We start from the raw sequence: 17808 nt of genomic DNA, 5'->3' as shown, positions 1-17808 counted from the left end.
AAGAATACTCCCCTCCAGCCAAGCACGAGGCCGTGGCGATTTGCATGCTGATCTCCTATCGAGCTGATTAGGCTCGATAGGGAAGACCGAAATTATGCGCAGTTCGCCAGCCGGACGTCGTCCGAGAATCCCATAGATATAGGCTCCTGTTCTTGCGAGCTGCGCATAATCACGGGGTATGCCTATTCCCGCTTATGTCGAGCTTTACATAAGCGCGACGACCGGCCCTTCGTCGGGTTCCCGCCGCCGGCAGCGGTGATTACGCCTCGAGCGACCGACGAAGCGAGCATCCCCAGATGCATCTGGCGGTCTTCGCGGGCGTCCTGCAAGCCGATTGCTACAAAGCCGCTGTTCGACGCGCCGAAGAAGACACTGCCCATTATGCCGGCGTATTGCTTTGCCCATGACCGGCGAGGCTTTTTCGAGCTGGCTGACATCGAGAAAAATGCTCGGGAAGGCAAGAAGGGAACGCCGGTCCTCCCCATCGCACTGGAGGCCATCAGGGTTGTTCGAGATCGAGCGCGACATCAACGCCGGTGACGCTAAGGACCGGCGCGCCCTCCGCCAGGAACAGAGCAAGCCGCTTCTCGACGACATGCACGCCTGGCCGCTGCGCGAGCGCGAAACCCTCTCGCGCTCGTCCGAGGTGCTCAAGGCTATCAATTATATGCTCAGCCGCTGGGAAGGGTTCGCTCGCTTCCTCCATGACATCGCCCAGAATAAAGGCTTGCTGACGCGGGCTGTCCCTGATGGCGCGTCCATCGTGGGAACGGAGCTTCGCTCAGCTGATCTCAAGTTCGGCCGAGTTATGAAGACGCTCCGGCGAGCGCGGCGCCGAACTGCGCGCGCTCGCCGGCTCGCTCTACCGTTTCAGAGAATTGTGCTTTCCGTTTATTGTCGGCGTCAGCTTACGGACAGCTAAGCTGCTTATCGGCGGGGTCAGGTCTAATGACCTGAACACAATGCAGCAGCCATAGGAGTGTGGTCGCCATGGGCGGTCGAATTAACAATTGGTCGGATATTCCATCCGCTGATGAGTATCATTACGCGAGCTCCCCGGAGCACAGGAATGCTGACAATTTCGCGGACGCGTTCGGTAGAATGGGATTGCAGGATTCGGGTGCCAGCTCATCCTCGCAACCGAGTTATTACCTCACTTCAAGATCTCCCGTTTTTGAGATCGACCAAGCCGAATTCCGGGAACGGGTGAGGAGTTTTCATAGTGACGAGATCAATCATATCGCCAACAATCCGCAGGAATACTCAGATTTTGTATCCGAAAGAGCTAGGCGCACCGCGGAGGTCGCTAGCAGTTACGGGATCCGAAGGGATTCTGATGCCGCCCGATATTACAGCTACCAACTGGGAAATAGGAGCGTTGGCCTCCAAAGAACGGAAGCCGGATTTCCTATGGCGACTGAGTTCACCAGCCAACGGTGGCGAGAACAGTTCCCCGGACGAACTGACGTCACCTCAATCGTGGATTTTCAGGTTGCTCATCCGCTCGTCGGCAACGCCGGCGATATTCTGCTTGAGCACCAACTACGGCAAGACGGCGAACGGCCGCTGGTGAACTGGCGTCCTGCTAGCGATGAAGCGAGAGCCCGTGCAGAACAAATGGGCTTCGTTGATGTAGATCACAATGATATGGTACTCGATCCCACCCAGTCCAGACAGTGGAGATATAGGGATGGTGAATGGCAACGTGCAACCAATTCTCCGATGTATCTCTCCAAAGTCAAAACGCCGAGTGATGATGAACCTTCACCTGAGTCCGATTCGGATGGAGACTTTATGTGACGTGAGATCTCCACCAATTGATTGAGGTGAACCAGGAGCGCAGACCAACCGACAGCTGCGGCTTACGATCGAGCGTTGGATGGAACGAAGCCGAAGTCAAATTCGGCCCCAAGCGTGAGGTGCACTGTACTGACCTCACCGCGGCGGTTTAGGAGAGTTGTTGCCTATTATAGCACAAAAGAAAATCCCGGCTTCCAACCGGGGTTTTCGACTGTGGCCCGGGCGGGAAGCGGATTGCCTATGGCATGCGCGAGCTGACAAGTTAGTATTCGACTCGCTGCGGGCGAATGCGTTGTATCCTCCCAGAAATTGAGCTGCTGCCGGTTTGATGGACACCGCGATTAGGTGTTTCATGAAGCCGGAGGTGGGCGACGAAGAGACGGGGGCTGCTACGTCCGCCGCCGTGGGGCGCTGAGCGCGCTCTGTCGCAGAAATTTTTGCCGGCACATGCAGCCGGTCCACAACTCAAGCCGGTTCTGCTCGCGGCTACGCTCACCTACTCGACCCAAGCTGGCCGTCCTCGCTGTAAAGCGGAGCGATCTCGCCGTCGAGCCAGTCCCAATCGATCTTGTTGGCGAGCTGAACCAGCTCGTGCTTCATGTTAATGATCTGATCCAGCCGCGCCCGGAACACATCGTTCGATCCCGTCGTCTTGTGCTTCTTCGGCGCATCGTCCCCTTCGATGCGCTACTGAATCATGTCCGATGAGCTCATCGAGGTTGAGGCGTGCCGCTCCTGGCCACCGCTGGTCGGAAAGAGGAATGCTCGACATCGGGACAGAGCAGTATGGAGCGCCGGTTCGCGGAAGGTCCTGATCTGCATTAGCGCGCCGCACGACAAACGATCGAGCCCGAAGGAAACCAAGACGAAGAGAGCCCGCGCGCGGCGAGCTGTCGCGGTCGGCTTACTGAATTGCTGGAGCGCACGCTTCCGCTTCTAACAACGAGGTACTGACGCTTGAGAAACCAGCGGTCCAGGACGCACGTAAGACGCAAGAAACCAACGCTTTCCATTAGCCGTGACACACCAAGATAGCGTGGAAACGATTGCTCTGGATCAAGCGGATCGCGATGGCTGGCCATCCCAACTATTTTTCCGATGCGGTTGACAAAATCGCCAAGTGCGGCCTCTTCCGGTGAACGAAAGAGCACGTATCTGGTGCGATGGTTGCCTGATAAGTTATGTTATTATTGAGTTTTCTGGTGGGCCCGGCAGGACTCGAACCTGCAACCAGACCGCTATGAGCGGCCGGCTCTAACCATTGAGCTACAGGCCCAGTCCTGGCGACCACCGAAAAGCAGCCAGCGAGGTTGCAGGGGATCGTCTATTGGGTGGCTGGCATCCTTGCAATGCCAATAAGAACAAGTGCGAGGCTAAGTCTCACCGCGGACCAGAACAGGCAGATCGGCCAGGCGAGCATCTCGCCTTCCTACAGCAGGAGCGCCGGCACTGTCGCCCAGAAACGGTGAGCACGGCCGCTCACCGCGTCCTTTGCTCCCGTCGCAGATGGTGAGGTCGACGTCCGTGGCAATCGCATCCACGGGGTCCGAGCGGCCTCGCCTGGCAAAGCATGAAGCTGCCGCTCGTCGAGCGCAACGAGCTTGTAAAAAGGGGGTTCGAAGAGTTGCGGCCCGTGACCCCTGAAGCGCGCGCCCAACTGTTCGTCGAGCTCGGCGTCGATCCGATCAAGGCGGAAGAACACCTGCGCGATCCCCGCTGCGGACAATTGTCGAAACAGGACTTGAATCGGTTTGCAGCTGGCGAGCCTGTCATGTCAGTCGGATTCGTATCCGTGGCGGCCGGCGTGCTGCTGGCTGCGCAGTTTCTGCGCTTCGTTCATCTAGGCCGCGAGGGCCTCGTTGAGCATGGTGCCATGTTGATCGCCAACTTTTACCGACCTGGCCTTCGCTGGCTCCGGTCGTCGCCCGAACAAGGATGTGATTGCGCCACCCGGAGGTTGACGGACTGGTACTCGCGGTGGGGCGCATGAGTCACGACCGCTCAGTGAACGAGACACGTCCCGCGCCATTTCTGCCCGCCACCGCACACGATTGGAGAGCTGTGGCGCATGGCCGCCGCTATCATGCAAGGCAGGCAAAGCGACCGAGGGCTGTCCGCCAAGCCTCGTACACAGTTAGGTGCGGACATTTCCTGGGCCGAGAGCTGGAACGAGGAGTTCTTTCCACTGGCGATGTTCGCCGACCATCGCGCGGCTCGCCGCCGAGGATATGTTTCGATGGACGCCTGACGCACCCGCGGATTTTACGGTCACGTCCGCGGGGGAATTCATCGCGCTCCAATGTACGATGGCCCATCCGGTCTGGACCGCCGCCGGAGCCATGCCGCCCGGCCAGGTTCATCATCTTGAGATGCGCCAACACAGTCGGTTACTCGTCCCGTGACGGGCTTGTGTCGGCTCCCTGCGCGCAGGGGCCCTACGAGGACTTAAAGGGATAGCTTTCCGCGATATCCGACGCGCTCAAGAACAGCTCAAGCCCGGTTACGAAGCAGCCGTTTTTTGATTTTCGCGCGAGGTTGCCAGATCGACACCATTGATTTTGATTTCGGCAAAGTGTCAGGCCCGCGCTCGAGAGCATTGGCCGCCAGACGTGGGGACAAAGTTTTCAGTTGATCTATGTGTTGAATCCCCCAAGGCCGCCTTTTGCGCCTTTCTGCGCTAGCCAGTAGCGATAACGCCGCTTGGACGGTTGGGCGAGTCCGAGCGTTAGACTGCGCTCGCTACGGCCAACGTGAACTGCCTCCTGCGGGAGGATTTGAGTGAGATATGATATGGAGATAGGCGGTAGCTGTCGAGTAACATTCCCCGACTTGAGCTGGAAAGAGATCCTTAGGACCCGGAGCCGACAGGAGAGAGGTCAGGCTGCCTGCCGGATTCTTTCTTGCTCTTCGCGGAGAGTAGGCGGGTCGGATCGGAATTTGCTCACAGCTCTTTGGCTTGATCGACCAAGCCAATCGACTAGGGCGCCTTCTTCTGCGTGCAACTTACCGAGTGCGGAAAACACGACGGTACTGATGGCTTGTTGTTGGCTGCGCAGATGGTCTTCAACTAGCTTATGTCGAGTGACGTAGCCTGCATTAACTCCAGGAATTGAATGGTTCATGAGGAGCTTGGCGTCGAATTCGGGAACGCCAGCAGCCGTGGCAATTGTCCGAAATGTTTGACGAAGGTCATTGCCCCATTTTGATAAGATATCTCGGTCCTCCTTGGTTTCCGCCAGGTGTCCGGAGGCGCTCTCAGCTGGGAATAACCATTCTTGCGCCTGAGTCGGATGCAATTGCCTGCCGAAGCGAAGCACTCGAATGAGGCTCAGGATCATTTCCCGAGACAGCGGGATGTCGAACGCTCGCTTGCTGCCTCCCTTGGGCCTAGGGATGTGGAGCGTTCGCCGTCGAAAATTGATGTGTTCCGGCTTAGCTTGCTGCAATGCGGTTGGCCTAGACCCACACAGCAAGGTGAAAAGATGGAATTCGCGCCGGATTGGATTGTCCAGATTTGCCAGCTCTATGAACCATCTTTTCAAATCGCCGGTGCCCATACCCGTGTTCCTGCGCTCCTCCTGATTCCAATCGACAGCATCCGCGGGATTGTCACGCGGCAGCGATCGATTGGTCTTCCGAGCATGATTGTAGATGGCTCGCAGCGTCCGCATGCTCCCATTGGCCATGTAGGGACCGTTCTCCCTAGTAAGCTGATCATGCTTTTTGGCGACGCGAGCCGGATCATTCGCGAGATCGAGCAGAGGGGTGTCAAGCCATTCCGAAAAGAGACGTTCGACGTGATCCCGATAACCACTTATCGTTTTCTCGCTACGGCCTTTTCGGATTAGGTGGGCTTCCAAATAGCGTTGCCAAGCCTGCTTCAGGGTAGCGCCCGTTACCCCACTGTTCCCATCGGTCTCGGCCTGTCCGGCCTTTCCGCTTAGCCTCGCTTTCGGGTGCTGTCCCTTGCTGATCTGAGCAAGGTATTCCTTGGCAATTGCGCGAGCCGCTCGAGTCGTTAATTCGGTGGCATCTCCAATCGACACTCTTATGGAAGAGGCCCGCTTCCCCCGTTGTCTGAGGTCGCCTTGAACAGTGAAGGTCCTTTTCCGCTTACCCACGACGACAAAGAACCCTTTCAACTCGGTGTCGCGAGCCAAATACCAGCCATCTTCAGGAGTCGGTAGCTGAGCGATAGCTTTGTCGCTGAGAGCAATACGAATGTCGGTCATGGGGGCGGATGTGAACTGCTAAAACGGTTTTCAAACGGTTTTGGCGAGCCGAGGTGTTTGAAGGTCTGGGTTCGCTGGACTGCGAAGCTATGCGACAAGTCCCTAGAAATAAAAGACCTTCTTGGCCGCTGTCGCGGCATGGCGTAGATTCAGAAATCGTAGAGAGGCGCCCGTTTTGAACTCTTAATCAGCGGGTCCCAGGTTCGAGCCCTGGTGCGCCCACCAAGCTTTTCAAAGACTTGGCCAGACCGCGCGCAGAACGGACGTTTCGGTTGGAAGCTTGGCTTGATCGACCCTCTCTGTGGGCGAGACTAAGTCACACACCCGTTTGGCTCTGTCCCTCACTGCACATTCGCAGCATGAGATACAGCGCGAGGGTCGCGCAGTACAGGCGGATTACATGAGCGTCGTAGATTAGGACACTCTGGCGAGGAAAACGGACGTGCTCGAGCGGCTCTGCGTAATCGGCAAGAGCGCAGACGGTGCGATGAATAACTCGTTCGATCGAGAAGCTGCGGGACACCCGATGAGCGCCAGCGTTCTGTCGATCTCTTCGAAAAGGATAGCCAGGGCCTTGGATGCCACAGCCCCTTGCGGCAAATCCGTAGAGGACGGATCGACCTAGCAGCACCGCTTTGGCGCATAACTAGGAGCGGGGCCGCGGCCTGCCTCGACCAGTCGTCCGGGAAGGCGAGCGCCACGCTTCGAGGAGCATCTGGATAGATCCGCTATTTTGGGCGGGACGTGTTCTCCCTCTTGCTCTGTCCCTCCCGTGAAGCACGAGCTGGACTGTTAGCAGTTCGCTTCACAGCCTCAGCTCAACGCGTGACCGGCCAGCCCGTAAACCCACGGCTCGTTTCCCTTTCGGTTCAGGAATCGCCGTCCCTTGGACATGGTAGTGACTGTATCGTTCATTCCGAGGCGGCTCTGTTGAAGAAAATCCGCAAACAGACCCGTCTGCTCCCGCGTATCAACGCGGGCGAACTTTCCGGCGAGATCCTTGAGATGCACGGCCGTAAGATGGATCGCGTCACAATCATTGCTGGCGACGATAGGGCCGATCACATGACCGCGCCCGAATTCGCGCTTCATGGAATAACCGACGGTCTCACCGCCACGACGCAGGACGCAGATTGACGCACCTTCAGAAAGCAATGCAAGCAGCCTCTGACGACTGGTCCCGAACGCGCGTTCATCCAGTGCTGTGATCTCTTGGATATTCCCGGTGAGCGGGCTCAATTCGCCGTCGAGTGCCGGCACTGGCGGAGGTGGTGACACGGCCTCTCCCTGCCACTGATAGACGGTGGCTTCCTTCGTGAAGCCCAGGGAAAGATACAGATGATACGCGGCATCGGTCGAATTGAGGCTTAGAGTCCGGTCGCCACACCGCTCGAACACCTGCTCCATGAGCCAACGGCCGGTACCCTGCGCCTGGGTTCGGGGCGATGTGATCACCAGGCCAATGGTCGCGAATTCGCGGCCATATGGGAACCACATCGCGCTGCCGAAGACGCGTCCTATGCCATCAACGGCTACGATGCCGTGACCTGCGCGGCGCAAAAAATCCCAATCCTTGGGTCGATGCGGCCAGCCAACCCCGGTCGAGAGCGCGTGGAGCAGCGTCACATCAACGTCGTTGATGTCCTTCGCGGCCAGCTCAAAGGACTTCACGCGTACCGTTCGTCCCATCTCGACTCGTCCATTCCTTCGCGAGATGCCAATCTTTCGCACATCGCGCCTTATCTTTTCCGCCAGGGTAGCGGGCTTATTTCGCCCACTATCGCACGGAAAGCCAGCAGGTTTCCCCTGTTTGGGCCCTCTTTTCGAAATCTTCGGCCTGTCTTGCAACGTAATTCGGCAGGGAAAGCTCCGGCTCGCAGCTATCCTCTCGGTGTTCGGCAAAAATCGTGGAGGCAGACCGGATCGCCGTGAATCCCCACGAAAGTCTTGCAAGGCTAGTCGCTTTTCCCGACGTCGTCGACATACCGAGCGAGGCGGAGACGTGCATCGATGGCATTTCTTTTCAATTCTGATGCTGCCAGGGGCGCAGTCTTCCGGGAGGCTTTTGCGTGCGAGCTCCCTGACCTGGAATTTTACCATTGCAGCGAAGCTATCGATCCGGAAAAGATACGGTACCTGCTGACCTGGAACGTGCCAGACGATGTCTGGCGCTTTTGTAATCTGGAGCTGCTCTTTTCCATCGGCGCCGGCGTCGATCAGTTCAATCCGGAGACCATACCTGGCCACGTGAAGCTCGTGCGCATGGTCGAGGATGGCATCATACGCATGATGCAGGAATACGTCGTCCTTGGTGTGCTGACGCTGCATCGCGAGATGCTGGCCTACCAAGGGCAGCAGAGAAGGGGCGTTTGGCAAGCGCTTCCAACGTCCCAGGCGGCCGATCGCCGTATTGGCTTCCTGGGGCTTGGCATGCTGGCGCAAGCTGCAATCGACCGCCTGAAGCCGTTCCAGTTTCCCATCGCCGCGTGGAGCCGCAGCGAAAAAACTGTCGAGGGAGTCGCCTGCTTTCATGGGGACGACCAGCTTGGTGACTTCCTGCGAGGAACGAATATCCTCGTCTGTCTTCTTCCCCTGACGGAGCAAACAAGCGGCATCCTGAACGCAAGGCTCTTCTCGCTTTTGCCAGCGGGAGCGAGGCTGCTCCATGTCGGCCGCGGCCCGCAGCTCGACCAGGGCGCACTCATCGAGGCGCTCGACAGCGGGCACCTTGCAGCCGCCATGCTTGACGTCACCGATCCCGAGCCGCTGCCGGACGGCCATCTACTCTGGTCCCATCCGAAGGTGATCATCACGCCGCATATCGCATCCGTGACCCAACCGCATACGGCGGCACAATCGGTCATAGAGAACATCCGGCGCCACCGCGCTGGACGAAATCCGATCGGCCTTGTCGATCGAACACTCGGTTACTAACAGGAAAAAAGCCATGTCCCTTCTGGTCACCATTGACACCAATCCGGACTTCGCACCGAAGAACGCCTTGCCTGCTCCGGAACGGCTCATCTCCGGCAATCCATCGTTCAAGACCTGGGCACAGGACGCCTCGAAAGGCGAGAAGGTGCTGACCGGTGTCTGGGAAGCGACACCCGGCGAGACTCATTCCATCAAGGGCTCCACGTTCGAGTTCTGTCACATTCTCTCGGGTCTCATCGAGATCGAGGAAAAGGGTGGTGAGACCAGGAGGTACCGCGCCGGCGACAGCTTTGTGATGAAACCCGGCTTCGTTGGCGTCTGGCGCACGATCGAGACCGTGCGAAAGATCTACGTCTGTCATTATGATTGAGACGATGCTGAGGGCTGCACTAGCGGCCCTCAGAATATTCGACCTCCGAGACCGCGCCTGACCAGATTCAACGCGGCCAGACACTTCATTCTCAAGGAAAAATGCGGCGCGCGGTTCTGTACTGCTCGCATGAGATGGCTTCGTCTCGCCACGCGCAAATCCAGGCAGTGATGGTGAGGTCGGGCCCGAAACCAAGGAACAAGCCCATGATTGCATTGAAGGACAAGGATCTGTTTCGCCAGCACGCGCTGATCGGCAGCAACTGGCGGGACGCGAGCACGAGAGCCACCGTTGATGTCATTGATCCTGCCAGCCAGAAAGTGCTTGGCACCATCCCGGATATGGGCCGAGACGAGACCAGGGCAGCAATTGACGCGGCGGCCGCCGCGTTCAAGCACTGGAAGACCCGGGCTCATGCAGAGCGTGCTGCGCTGCTGGAGCGCTGGTATGAGCTCATGCGGCACCATGAGCAGGATTTGGCTCTTCTGCTCACGCTGGAACAGGGCAAGCCGCTTGCTGAATCTCTCGGAGAGATCCGTTATGGGGCATCCTTCGTCAAATGGTTTGCCGAAGAGGCCCGCCGCATCAACGGATCGACAATCCCGGCGCCCAGCGTCGATCGCCGCATTCTGGTGCTGAAAGAACCGGTCGGCGTCTGCGGGATCATCACGCCCTGGAATTTCCCCAACGCGATGATAACCCGCAAAGTGGCACCAGCGCTTGCTGCGGGCTGCACAGTGGTCATCAAGCCGTCTGAGTTTACGCCTTTTTCAGCTCTCGCCATCGCTGTCCTGGCTGAGCGGGCCGGAATCCCGGCGGGCGTGATCAACATCGTGACGGGCATGCCGGCGGACATCGGCGCGGAGCTGATGGCCAATGAAACCGTCCGCAAGATCTCGTTCACCGGATCGACACGCGTCGGCGCTTTGCTGATGAGGGGCGCCGCCGACAACATCAAGCGGCTCAGCCTCGAGCTCGGCGGCAACGCGCCGTTCATCGTCTTTGACGATGCCGACGTCGACCGGGCGGTCGAGGGGGCGATTGCGTCAAAATTCCGCAATGGCGGGCAAACGTGCGTCTGCTGCAATCGCATCCTGGTGCAAGCTGGCATCTACGACGCCTTCGCCCAGAAGCTCGCCAGCCAGGTTGAAAAAATGAAGGTCGGTGCCGGGACGGAAGAGGGGGTCGCAATCGGGCCGATGATCAACAGCGCGGCGATCGAGAAGATCAAGCGACACGTCACGGACGCCCTGGATAAGGGCGCAAAGATCATCTCGGAGAATGAGGCGGTGCCGGAAGGTCGGCAATATGCCCGCCCTCTCGTGCTCGGCGGCGCAACAACTGAGATGCTCCTGGCTTCGGAAGAGACCTTCGGGCCGGTCGCACCGCTTTTCCGCTTTGAGACCGAGGAGGAGGCGATTGCGATCGCCAACGGCACGCCTTTTGGCCTTGCCGCCTATTTCTACACGGAAAACCTCAAGCGCTCCTGGCGTGTTGCGGAGGCGCTCGAGTTCGGCATGGTCGGCTTGAACACCGGCCTGATCTCGACCGAGGTGGCGCCTTTCGGCGGTGTCAAACAGTCGGGCCTAGGACGCGAGGGATCTCAACTCGGGATAGAAGAATATCTCGAGACCAAGGCGCTCCACGTCGGCGGCCTGGACTGAGCGGCCCAATATCTGAAGCAAAAAAAGGGGGGCGGTCGAACCGCCCCCTTTTTTGCTTCACGGCGCACCGATCTCGATTGAAGCTTTTGAAGAACTGAAGCGCAACGAGAGAACCTGAGGGAACTGCGCTCACGCGCTCTTGCGCAGGGGCTCCAGGCCGACTGCTGCGGCAAGCCCTCCGATGTCAGCCACCTCGGTGTATTCATAGAAGGGGTTCGCGGGCTCGTGACCGCGGTTCACCCAGACCTTGCTCTTGATGCCCAGATCGTAGGCGGTCATCAGATCGTAGCGGAACGAGGAGGAGACGTGAGTGATATCTTCCGGGCCGCAGCCCAGCTTGTCGAACATGTATTCGAAGCCTTTCATGTGCGGCTTGTAGGCGCCAGTCTCCTCGGCCGTGATGACCGTGTGGAAGGGAGCGCCGAGCTTGTCCACGTTGGACATGATGAGGTTCTTCATGGAGTTCGACAAGATGACCAGCGGAATCTCCCTGGCAACCTTGGCCAGACCCGCCGGGACGTCCGGATGTGGACCCCACGTGTGGATCTCTTCATTGATGCGCTGGGCATCCTCCGGCCGAAATACGATACCGTTGCGCTTGCAAGCGCGCTCTACTGAATTGTGCACGACCTCGAAGTACGGCTTCCACGCGCCAAGAACTTCGTCCAGGCGATAGGCAGCGAAATCCTTGATGAAGCTTGCCATCGTCGTGGCAGAAAGTTGAGAGCCGTAGACCCTCCTTGCCGCGCCGGCCATGTCGAAATTGGTCAGCGTGCCGTAACAGTCGAAGGTGATGTATTTCGGTCTAAACGTTGCCATCGCTCGATCCTTTTCGGTCCTCACGCACCGCGGTCCGGTACGACAGGGATCATAGCGAGCAGAGGACCGGATAAAGCACCGCTGTCGCGGCGACGGAGAGCAGATTGTGTCGTATCGGATCGGCGCCGTGGCAGAGAGTTGTGTGAAAAGGCGCCTCCGAGTTGAGCGCCAATGCCAGGCACAGGCCGATGCCGGCACAAGATGCCGCGTCGATCGTCAATCAAAGTCAAAACGCCTTCCGTCCATGTCATGCCTGGGAGCAACTGCTGTTCCGGGCGTCTTACGTTGAGCTCCGAAGACATTGGGAGTGCCGCACAAGCGTGCGGTTGATCTGGAGGACAACATGTTGAGCAACTCGCTGGTTGAACTCGATCGCGCGCATCTGATTCATCCGGTCTCATCCTATCGCAGCCACGAGGCGACTGGCGTCCGCGTGCTGAAGTCAGGGAAAGGCGCGACGCTGACCGATGTCTCGGGTCGTCAATTGCTGGACGGCTTCGCCGGCCTGTGGTGTGTCAATGCCGGCTATGGGCAGGACAGCATCGTCGAAGCGGCCACCAAGCAGTTGCGCGAACTTCCCTATGCGACGGGTTATTTCGGATTGGGCTCCGACCCGGCCATCCGGCTGGCCGCCAGACTGGCTGAATTGGCGCCTGGCGATCTGAACCATGTCTATTTCACCTTGGGCGGCTCCGACGCCGTCGACAGCACGATCCGGTTCATCCGCTACTATTATCATGCCAAGGGTAGGCCGCAGAAGGACCAGTTCATTTCCGTCGAATCTGGTTACCATGGATCGTCGACGGCAGGATCTGGCCTGACCGCGCTGCCGGCTTTTCATGCGGGATTTGGAGTGCCATACAGCTGGCAGCACAAAATTCCCTCGCACTACGCCTATCGGAACCCCGTCGGTTCGCATCCCCAGGCGATCATTGCGGCGTCGGTCGCGGCTCTGCGCGCCAAGATCGCCGAGCTCGGCGCCGAACGCGTCGCGGCCTTCTATGTCGAGCCGATACAGGGGTCCGGAGGCGTCCTCGTTCCGCCGCCGTCCTGGATGAAAGCGATGCACGCTGTTTGCAAGGAGCACGACATTCTGTTCGTTGCCGATGAGGTCATCACCGGCTTTGGCCGTGTCGGTCCGTTGTTCGCCTGTGAAGAGGACGACGTCGTGCCGGATCTCATGACAACGGCAAAAGGGCTTACCTCGGGCTATGTGCCGATGGGGGCCGTTCTGATGTCCGACCGCGTCTACAACACGATCGCTGATGGCGCCGGCAAGGCTGCCATCGGCCACGGCTACACCTATTCGGCACATCCCGTCAGCGCAGCTGTCGGGCTTGCGTGCCTTGATCTTTACGAAAACGGCTTGCTGGAAAACGGCCGGAAGGCGGGATGCCGTCTCATGGAAGGCCTTCGCGCGCTGGCGGATCATCCGCTCGTCGGCGATGTCCGCGGTCGCGGCATGCTGGCTGCGATTGAGCTCGTCACTGACAAGGAGCGCAAGACGCCGCTGCCGGCGGAAGCCGATCCAGCGCGCCGTATTTTCGACCGCGCATGGGACAACGGTCTCGTCATCCGCGCCTTTGCCCAGGGCGTGCTCGGCTATGCGCCGCCGCTCTGCTGCACGGATGCGGACATCGACGGCATCATCGAGCGGACAAGGACTACGCTGGACCAGACGCTGGAAGATAGGGACGTGCGCGCAGCGATGAGAGGATAATCGCTGCGCCTGTTTGTCAACCGTTGAATATGCTTTCCAGCGGCAGATGGGATTTCACGATCGGGGACTTCAGCACGACAAAACTGAAATACTTGTCGATGCCGATATCCATCTCGACCAGCCGTTCCATGACGGCCTGGTATTCGCTGATACCCGCCGTGATGAACTTGACGAGATAGTCGTACCCGCCCGAAACGAGGTGGCATTCGACGACGGAATCGATCTTTTCAATGGTCGTGAGAAAGCGCGCGAAATCGATCTGCCGGTGATTCTTCAGGGTGATTTCAGCGAAGACGGTTAGAGTTTGTCCGAGCTTGGCAACATCGATCTGGGCGGAGTAGCCAGTGATGAAGCCCTCCGTCTGGAGCCTCTTGACGCGCATCAGGCACGGACTCGGGGAAAGGTTGATCAGCTCTGCGAGCTCGACGTTGGAGATCCGCCCGTTCTTCTGCAGTTCGCATAAAATCCTGATGTCGATCTTATCGAGCTTCATAGCAGTGCCATCAGATGGGGCCGACAACGGCGTGAGGGCTTTGAGACTTCAGCGTCATATGCATTGTCATAGCATCAACCAGCGTCTTTTCCCACCGAGGCGGAAGCTGCAATTCAGAACTCGCTGACCTTGCCCCAGGCGCTCTTTTTCAGCCGCGCCGGCCTGTAGGGGCGCGGGTCGACGATCGGCGGATCACCCGTGATGATGTCGGCGATCATATGACCCGCGCCTGGGCCAATTCCAAAACCGTGGCCGCTGAATCCCGCCGCAAGGATGAACCCTGGAATGGACTCAACTTCACCGATTGCTGGAATGCCGTCCGGCGTGCTGTCGATGTAGCCGGCCCAGACGTTTGAGATTTCGACGCGCTCAAGTTCCGGCACGAGCTTGCAAGCTCGTCGATGTGTCGCCCGAATCTGCCTCATGTCAGGGCGAGGATCGAGCGTCCGGTTCAGCTCCATCGGGGTCACCTCATCGAGCCCCCATTTCGCCAGGGATTCATGGCCGTGCCGCAGGCCCTCGAAAGCCCCAGGGCTGAGACTTCGCCAGCGGCGGGCGAACATGGGCAGGAATTCGCGGCCGAACCTGAATTGCTGCGGCGTCGGATCGACTCGCGCGCGCCCGCTGATTGCGAGCGTGTATCCGCCATTGCCGCGCCGCGTGAGCGAGACGAGCCCGGTGTAAAGGGCATCAGGAAGGCCGGCGGCGCCAGGGGCCACGGCGAGAATAGACTGGCGAACGGATGCCTGCGGGAAGCGAATTCCCAGCTGGTTGCAGAACGAGGACGCCCATGCACCTCCTGCCATGACCGCCGTCTTCGTCCGGATCGTGCCCGCTTCCGTCACCACTCCGCTGACGCGGCCGGCAGTGAGCTCTATGCCACGAGCCGCGCAAAGCTGGTGCACGCTGCCACCCGCCGCCATGATGCCGCGCGCGGCGACGGGCACGGCCTTTGAAGTATCTGCCGTGCCGTCTGTCGGCGAGAAGACGCCGCCCTTCCACTTGCGACCGGTCGCCCTGCCTCTCTCGCTCGCTTCTTCCGCACTCAGCATGTGCGTCGTGACCCCGACGGTCCTGGCAAAGTCTCGCCACTTTGCCCAGCCGGCCAGCTCATTGTCGTCGTTCGACAGATACAAAAGCCCACAGCGGCGAAAACCCGTATCTTCACCGGTCTCTCCGGCAACCCTTTCCCAGAGATCCAGGCTCTTGGTCGCAAGCGGTAACTCGCGCGCATCGCGGTTCTGTTGGCGGCACCATCCCCAGTTGCGGCTGGACTGCTCGGCGGCGACGCGGCCCTTTTCAAGCAAAGCAATCTTGAGGCCGCGGCGGGCGAGATAGTAGCTTGTGAACACGCCCACGACGCCGCCGCCGATCACAACGACGTCTGCCTCACGAGGTAGGGATGGATTGGATTCGATATGCAGGAGCGGCGCGCTCATCGGATTGGGGATCTCCGGTGGTTGCCGTAGCGTAACCGAGGAATTGCCACAGCCCTCACGGACTTTCGCCGTGAGACCGAATATCCTGCGGTTTGCTGCCTTTGACACAGGCTATTATTGCGAAAATACTTTGCTTGCATCGCAGCTTGCAGGCGGCCAGCCAGACGCACGCGCTCGCGCAATCCATTGCGCTCCCTCCTGGCTGGGCCCCACGGCGGGTCTCGCGGCGCAGACTGAAATGCCAAATCGGACTTCGTTTTCAGAAGTTCCTGCTGCTTCGATGCCGGCTTTCGGCGACTCTGCGGTGATCGACATCGTCAAGATCGGCAGAACCAACCGATCGATGGTCGAAGTCCAAAGAGGCAACTTGCATGAGCCTTGTCCAGGAGCAGGCCTTCGCGGAAGCGATCAAGCCATGACGTGGATGCCAACTGAGCTTCGCTTCGATCGAGCTGGCCAATTAGGTCGGTGCTGCGCTCTAAGCAACAGCTCTTGCTTCTTGCGCGAAGAGGCCTGAATCATGTCGCAGCCTCCAACGAAGGAATGGCAAGTTGAGCGGCGAATTATCGACCTGTCCAAGGAGCGTGGAGGCGCAAGGAGCCGAAGGCGCCGGCCGCAGCAAGATGACGGCACCGGCTTGAAAAAGGAGGATGCTTTCATGGCCTCTGGCATCCAGGTGGCAAGCCCCGTCGATGTCGCGCTGTCGGTGCGCGAGCTGACCGTGAGTCTGCCGGAAGGAATGGAGCGAGCCTACGCCGTCGAGAATATCTCCTTCGATCTGAAACGCGGGCAGATTCTCTGTATCATCGGGGAATCCGGATCGGGCAAGTCGGTCACCGCGAATGCGATCATGGGGCTTCTACCGAAAGCGATCCGGGTCTCTTCGGGTGCGATCCACCTGGATGGGGAGAACATGGTGGGCCTCTCGCCCGACAAGCTCCGCAGCCTGCGCGGCCGCATCGCTTCAATGATCTTTCAAGACCCTCTCTCGGCGCTCAACCCGCTGATGACCGTGGGCGCGCAGATCGAAGAGGTGATGGCTGCGCACGACGTCGGAACGCCGGCCTCCCGTCGCAGCAGGGCGATTGATCTGTTGATTGAAGTGGGTCTGCCCGATCCGCAGCTTATGTATCATCAATATCCATTCCGGCTTTCGGGTGGACAGCGGCAGCGCGTGATGATCGCCATGGCTCTGGCTCTCGAGCCCGCGATCCTGATTGCAGACGAGCCGACCACCGCCCTGGACGTGACGACCCAGGCGCAGATCCTCAAATTGATCCGCGACATTCAGCGCCGCAAGGCGATGAGCGTCATGTTCATCACCCACGATTTCGGCGTCGTGGCTGAGATCGCCGATTACGTTGTGGTGATGGAGAAAGGCCGTTGCGTGGAGCAGGGCAGTGCCGAGCAGGTGCTGAAGTCGCCAAGCCACCTCTATACGCGCCGACTGATCGCAGCCGTCCCGCACCTGACCGGCAAAAACCGTGTGCCCTTGGAAGCTGGTGACCCAGTTGCCATTCTCAAGGTTGAATGCCTCGCAAAAACCTATCGCAGCGGCAGCGCGTTTTTGCGCACGCAACGCATCGTGCCTGCGGTCAATGGGGTCAGTTTCGACCTCACGTCGGGCCGCACGCTCGGCGTCGTTGGGGAGAGCGGTTCGGGCAAGTCGTCGCTCGGTCGGCTGCTGATCAAGCTCATGGAGTGCGACAGCGGCTCGATTCTGTTCGAAGGGCGTGACATTGCCGGGCTTTCCGAGGCCGAGTTTCGATCGCTGCGGCCCAGGATCCAGATGATCTTCCAGGATCCCTTTGCCTCGCTGAATCCGCGATCGACGGTCGGGCATATTCTCACGGTCGGTCCCGTTGCGCATGGGGTGCCATACAGCGAGGCTGCCGAGCGGGCGCGGGACCTTCTGTCCCATGTCGGCCTCGATGCAGGAGCCTTCGACCGCTATCCGCACGAGTTCTCCGGCGGGCAGCGCCAGCGCATCGGTATCGCGCGGGCGCTGATGTTCAAGCCGAAGCTCCTGATTGCGGACGAAGCGGTCTCTGCGCTCGACGTATCGATCCAGGCCCAGATCTTGAGGCTGCTGGATCAGATTCAACGCGAGACGGGCGTCTCGATGATCTTCATCACCCATGATCTGCGCGTCGCAAGCCAGATCTGCGATGAAATTGCCGTCATGCATCGAGGACAGATCGTTGAACGGGGGCCGCCGTCCCAGATCTTCCTCAACCCGAAATCCAGCTACACGCGAGAACTGGTGGCAGCGATCCCCGGCGAGCAGCCCGGGAGCATGCCTCAAGATGAAAGCCACGTCGGACACAACAGCTAAGG

General features: G+C 59.4%; 12 protein-coding genes, 1 tRNA gene and 2 pseudogenes. 8 read left to right on the top strand and 7 right to left on the bottom strand.

Annotated features, from left to right (window positions below; genetic code table 11):
- Positions 1-213: 213 nt before the first annotated feature.
- Both N2605_RS25065 and N2605_RS25060 read left to right on the top strand, forming a co-directional pair.
- Positions 214-709: pseudogene (locus N2605_RS25065) on the top strand (IS66 family transposase); the annotation flags it as partial.
- 281 nt (positions 710-990) lie between these two features.
- Positions 991-1800, top strand: a complete 810-nt coding sequence (locus N2605_RS25060) for an effector protein NopP (protein WP_311735318.1) — start codon at positions 991-993, stop codon at positions 1798-1800.
- A 504-nt stretch (positions 1801-2304) separates the two neighbouring features.
- On the opposite strand, the pseudogene N2605_RS36490 reads toward N2605_RS25060, so the two are convergent.
- Together N2605_RS36490 and N2605_RS25055 are read right to left on the bottom strand one after the other, a co-directional pair.
- Positions 2305-2484, bottom strand: a pseudogene (locus N2605_RS36490) (IS5/IS1182 family transposase); the annotation flags it as partial.
- 516 nt (positions 2485-3000) lie between these two features.
- A tRNA-Ile gene (locus tag N2605_RS25055) sits at positions 3001-3076 on the bottom strand.
- A 294-nt stretch (positions 3077-3370) separates the two neighbouring features.
- On the opposite strand from N2605_RS25055, the gene N2605_RS25050 reads away from it, so the two are divergent.
- Complete coding sequence (locus N2605_RS25050; protein WP_260343402.1) at positions 3371-3790, top strand: hypothetical protein; 420 nt, start codon at positions 3371-3373, stop codon at positions 3788-3790.
- Positions 3791-4676: 886 nt separating this feature from the next.
- Here the strand turns inward: N2605_RS25050 and N2605_RS25045 are convergent.
- Together N2605_RS25045 and N2605_RS25040 are read right to left on the bottom strand one after the other, a co-directional pair.
- Positions 4677-6032, bottom strand: coding sequence for an integrase family protein (locus N2605_RS25045; protein WP_260343401.1), 1356 nt, complete (start codon positions 6030-6032; stop codon positions 4677-4679).
- A gap of 813 nt (positions 6033-6845) precedes the next feature.
- Positions 6846-7721 (bottom strand): GNAT family N-acetyltransferase, encoded by an 876-nt coding sequence (locus N2605_RS25040; RefSeq protein ID WP_036008192.1) that lies wholly within the window; start codon positions 7719-7721, stop codon positions 6846-6848.
- A gap of 321 nt (positions 7722-8042) precedes the next feature.
- On the opposite strand from N2605_RS25040, the gene N2605_RS25035 reads away from it, so the two are divergent.
- The 3 genes from N2605_RS25035 (at position 8043) to N2605_RS25025 (ending at position 11000) form a co-directional block, all read left to right on the top strand.
- On the top strand, positions 8043-8966 hold the full coding sequence (locus tag N2605_RS25035; protein ID WP_109142886.1) for a 2-hydroxyacid dehydrogenase: 924 nt from the start codon (positions 8043-8045) through the stop codon (positions 8964-8966).
- Between the two features lie 13 nt (positions 8967-8979).
- A complete protein-coding gene (locus N2605_RS25030) occupies positions 8980-9336 on the top strand; it encodes a cupin domain-containing protein (RefSeq protein WP_109142887.1) in 357 nt (118 codons plus the stop codon).
- 206 nt (positions 9337-9542) lie between these two features.
- On the top strand, positions 9543-11000 hold the full coding sequence (locus tag N2605_RS25025; protein WP_260343400.1) for an NAD-dependent succinate-semialdehyde dehydrogenase: 1458 nt from the start codon (positions 9543-9545) through the stop codon (positions 10998-11000).
- A 129-nt stretch (positions 11001-11129) separates the two neighbouring features.
- On the opposite strand, the gene N2605_RS25020 is transcribed toward N2605_RS25025, so the two are convergent.
- Positions 11130-11819 carry a haloacid dehalogenase type II gene (locus N2605_RS25020; RefSeq protein ID WP_036025117.1) on the bottom strand — a complete coding sequence of 230 codons (690 nt, stop codon included), beginning with the start codon at positions 11817-11819 and terminating at the stop codon, positions 11130-11132.
- A 343-nt stretch (positions 11820-12162) separates the two neighbouring features.
- Between N2605_RS25020 and N2605_RS25015 the strand changes: the two genes are divergently transcribed.
- Entirely contained in the window at positions 12163-13539 is a 1377-nt protein-coding gene (locus tag N2605_RS25015; RefSeq protein ID WP_260343399.1) for an aspartate aminotransferase family protein, read from the top strand.
- 16 nt (positions 13540-13555) lie between these two features.
- Here the strand turns inward: N2605_RS25015 and N2605_RS25010 are convergent, their stop codons facing one another.
- The gene (locus tag N2605_RS25010) at positions 13556-14032 is read right to left on the bottom strand and encodes an Lrp/AsnC family transcriptional regulator (RefSeq protein WP_027544593.1); all 477 of its coding nucleotides are present in this window, start codon (positions 14030-14032) and stop codon (positions 13556-13558) included.
- A gap of 113 nt (positions 14033-14145) precedes the next feature.
- Complete coding sequence (locus tag N2605_RS25005) at positions 14146-15471, bottom strand: NAD(P)/FAD-dependent oxidoreductase (RefSeq protein ID WP_260343398.1); 1326 nt, start codon at positions 15469-15471, stop codon at positions 14146-14148.
- 658 nt (positions 15472-16129) lie between these two features.
- Here N2605_RS25005 and N2605_RS25000 point away from each other — a divergent pair.
- Positions 16130-17806, top strand: coding sequence for an ABC transporter ATP-binding protein (locus N2605_RS25000; RefSeq protein ID WP_260347482.1), 1677 nt, complete (start codon positions 16130-16132; stop codon positions 17804-17806).
- Positions 17807-17808 lie beyond the last annotated feature (2 nt).

Origin of the sequence: Bradyrhizobium yuanmingense (assembly GCF_025200905.1) — a bacterium.
Taxonomy (GTDB): domain Bacteria; phylum Pseudomonadota; class Alphaproteobacteria; order Rhizobiales; family Xanthobacteraceae; genus Bradyrhizobium; species Bradyrhizobium yuanmingense.
The sequence above is the reverse complement of the archived record's forward strand: the minus strand, read 5'-3'. Positions and strand labels throughout refer to the sequence as shown.

Coding starts and splice junctions, on each gene's coding strand:
- N2605_RS25005 (WP_260343398.1), bottom strand. CDS start 15,471: ATGAGCGCGCCGCTCCTGCATATCGAATCCAATCCATCCCTACCTCGT.
- N2605_RS25050 (WP_260343402.1), top strand. CDS start 3,371: ATGAAGCTGCCGCTCGTCGAGCGCAACGAGCTTGTAAAAAGGGGGTTC.
- N2605_RS25020 (WP_036025117.1), bottom strand. CDS start 11,819: ATGGCAACGTTTAGACCGAAATACATCACCTTCGACTGTTACGGCACG.
- N2605_RS25025 (WP_260343400.1), top strand. CDS start 9,543: ATGATTGCATTGAAGGACAAGGATCTGTTTCGCCAGCACGCGCTGATC.
- N2605_RS25030 (WP_109142887.1), top strand. CDS start 8,980: ATGTCCCTTCTGGTCACCATTGACACCAATCCGGACTTCGCACCGAAG.
- N2605_RS25045 (WP_260343401.1), bottom strand. CDS start 6,032: ATGACCGACATTCGTATTGCTCTCAGCGACAAAGCTATCGCTCAGCTA.
- N2605_RS25010 (WP_027544593.1), bottom strand. CDS start 14,032: ATGAAGCTCGATAAGATCGACATCAGGATTTTATGCGAACTGCAGAAG.
- N2605_RS25000 (WP_260347482.1), top strand. CDS start 16,130: ATGGCCTCTGGCATCCAGGTGGCAAGCCCCGTCGATGTCGCGCTGTCG.
- N2605_RS25040 (WP_036008192.1), bottom strand. CDS start 7,721: ATGGGACGAACGGTACGCGTGAAGTCCTTTGAGCTGGCCGCGAAGGAC.
- N2605_RS25060 (WP_311735318.1), top strand. CDS start 991: ATGGGCGGTCGAATTAACAATTGGTCGGATATTCCATCCGCTGATGAG.
- N2605_RS25015 (WP_260343399.1), top strand. CDS start 12,163: ATGTTGAGCAACTCGCTGGTTGAACTCGATCGCGCGCATCTGATTCAT.
- N2605_RS25035 (WP_109142886.1), top strand. CDS start 8,043: ATGGCATTTCTTTTCAATTCTGATGCTGCCAGGGGCGCAGTCTTCCGG.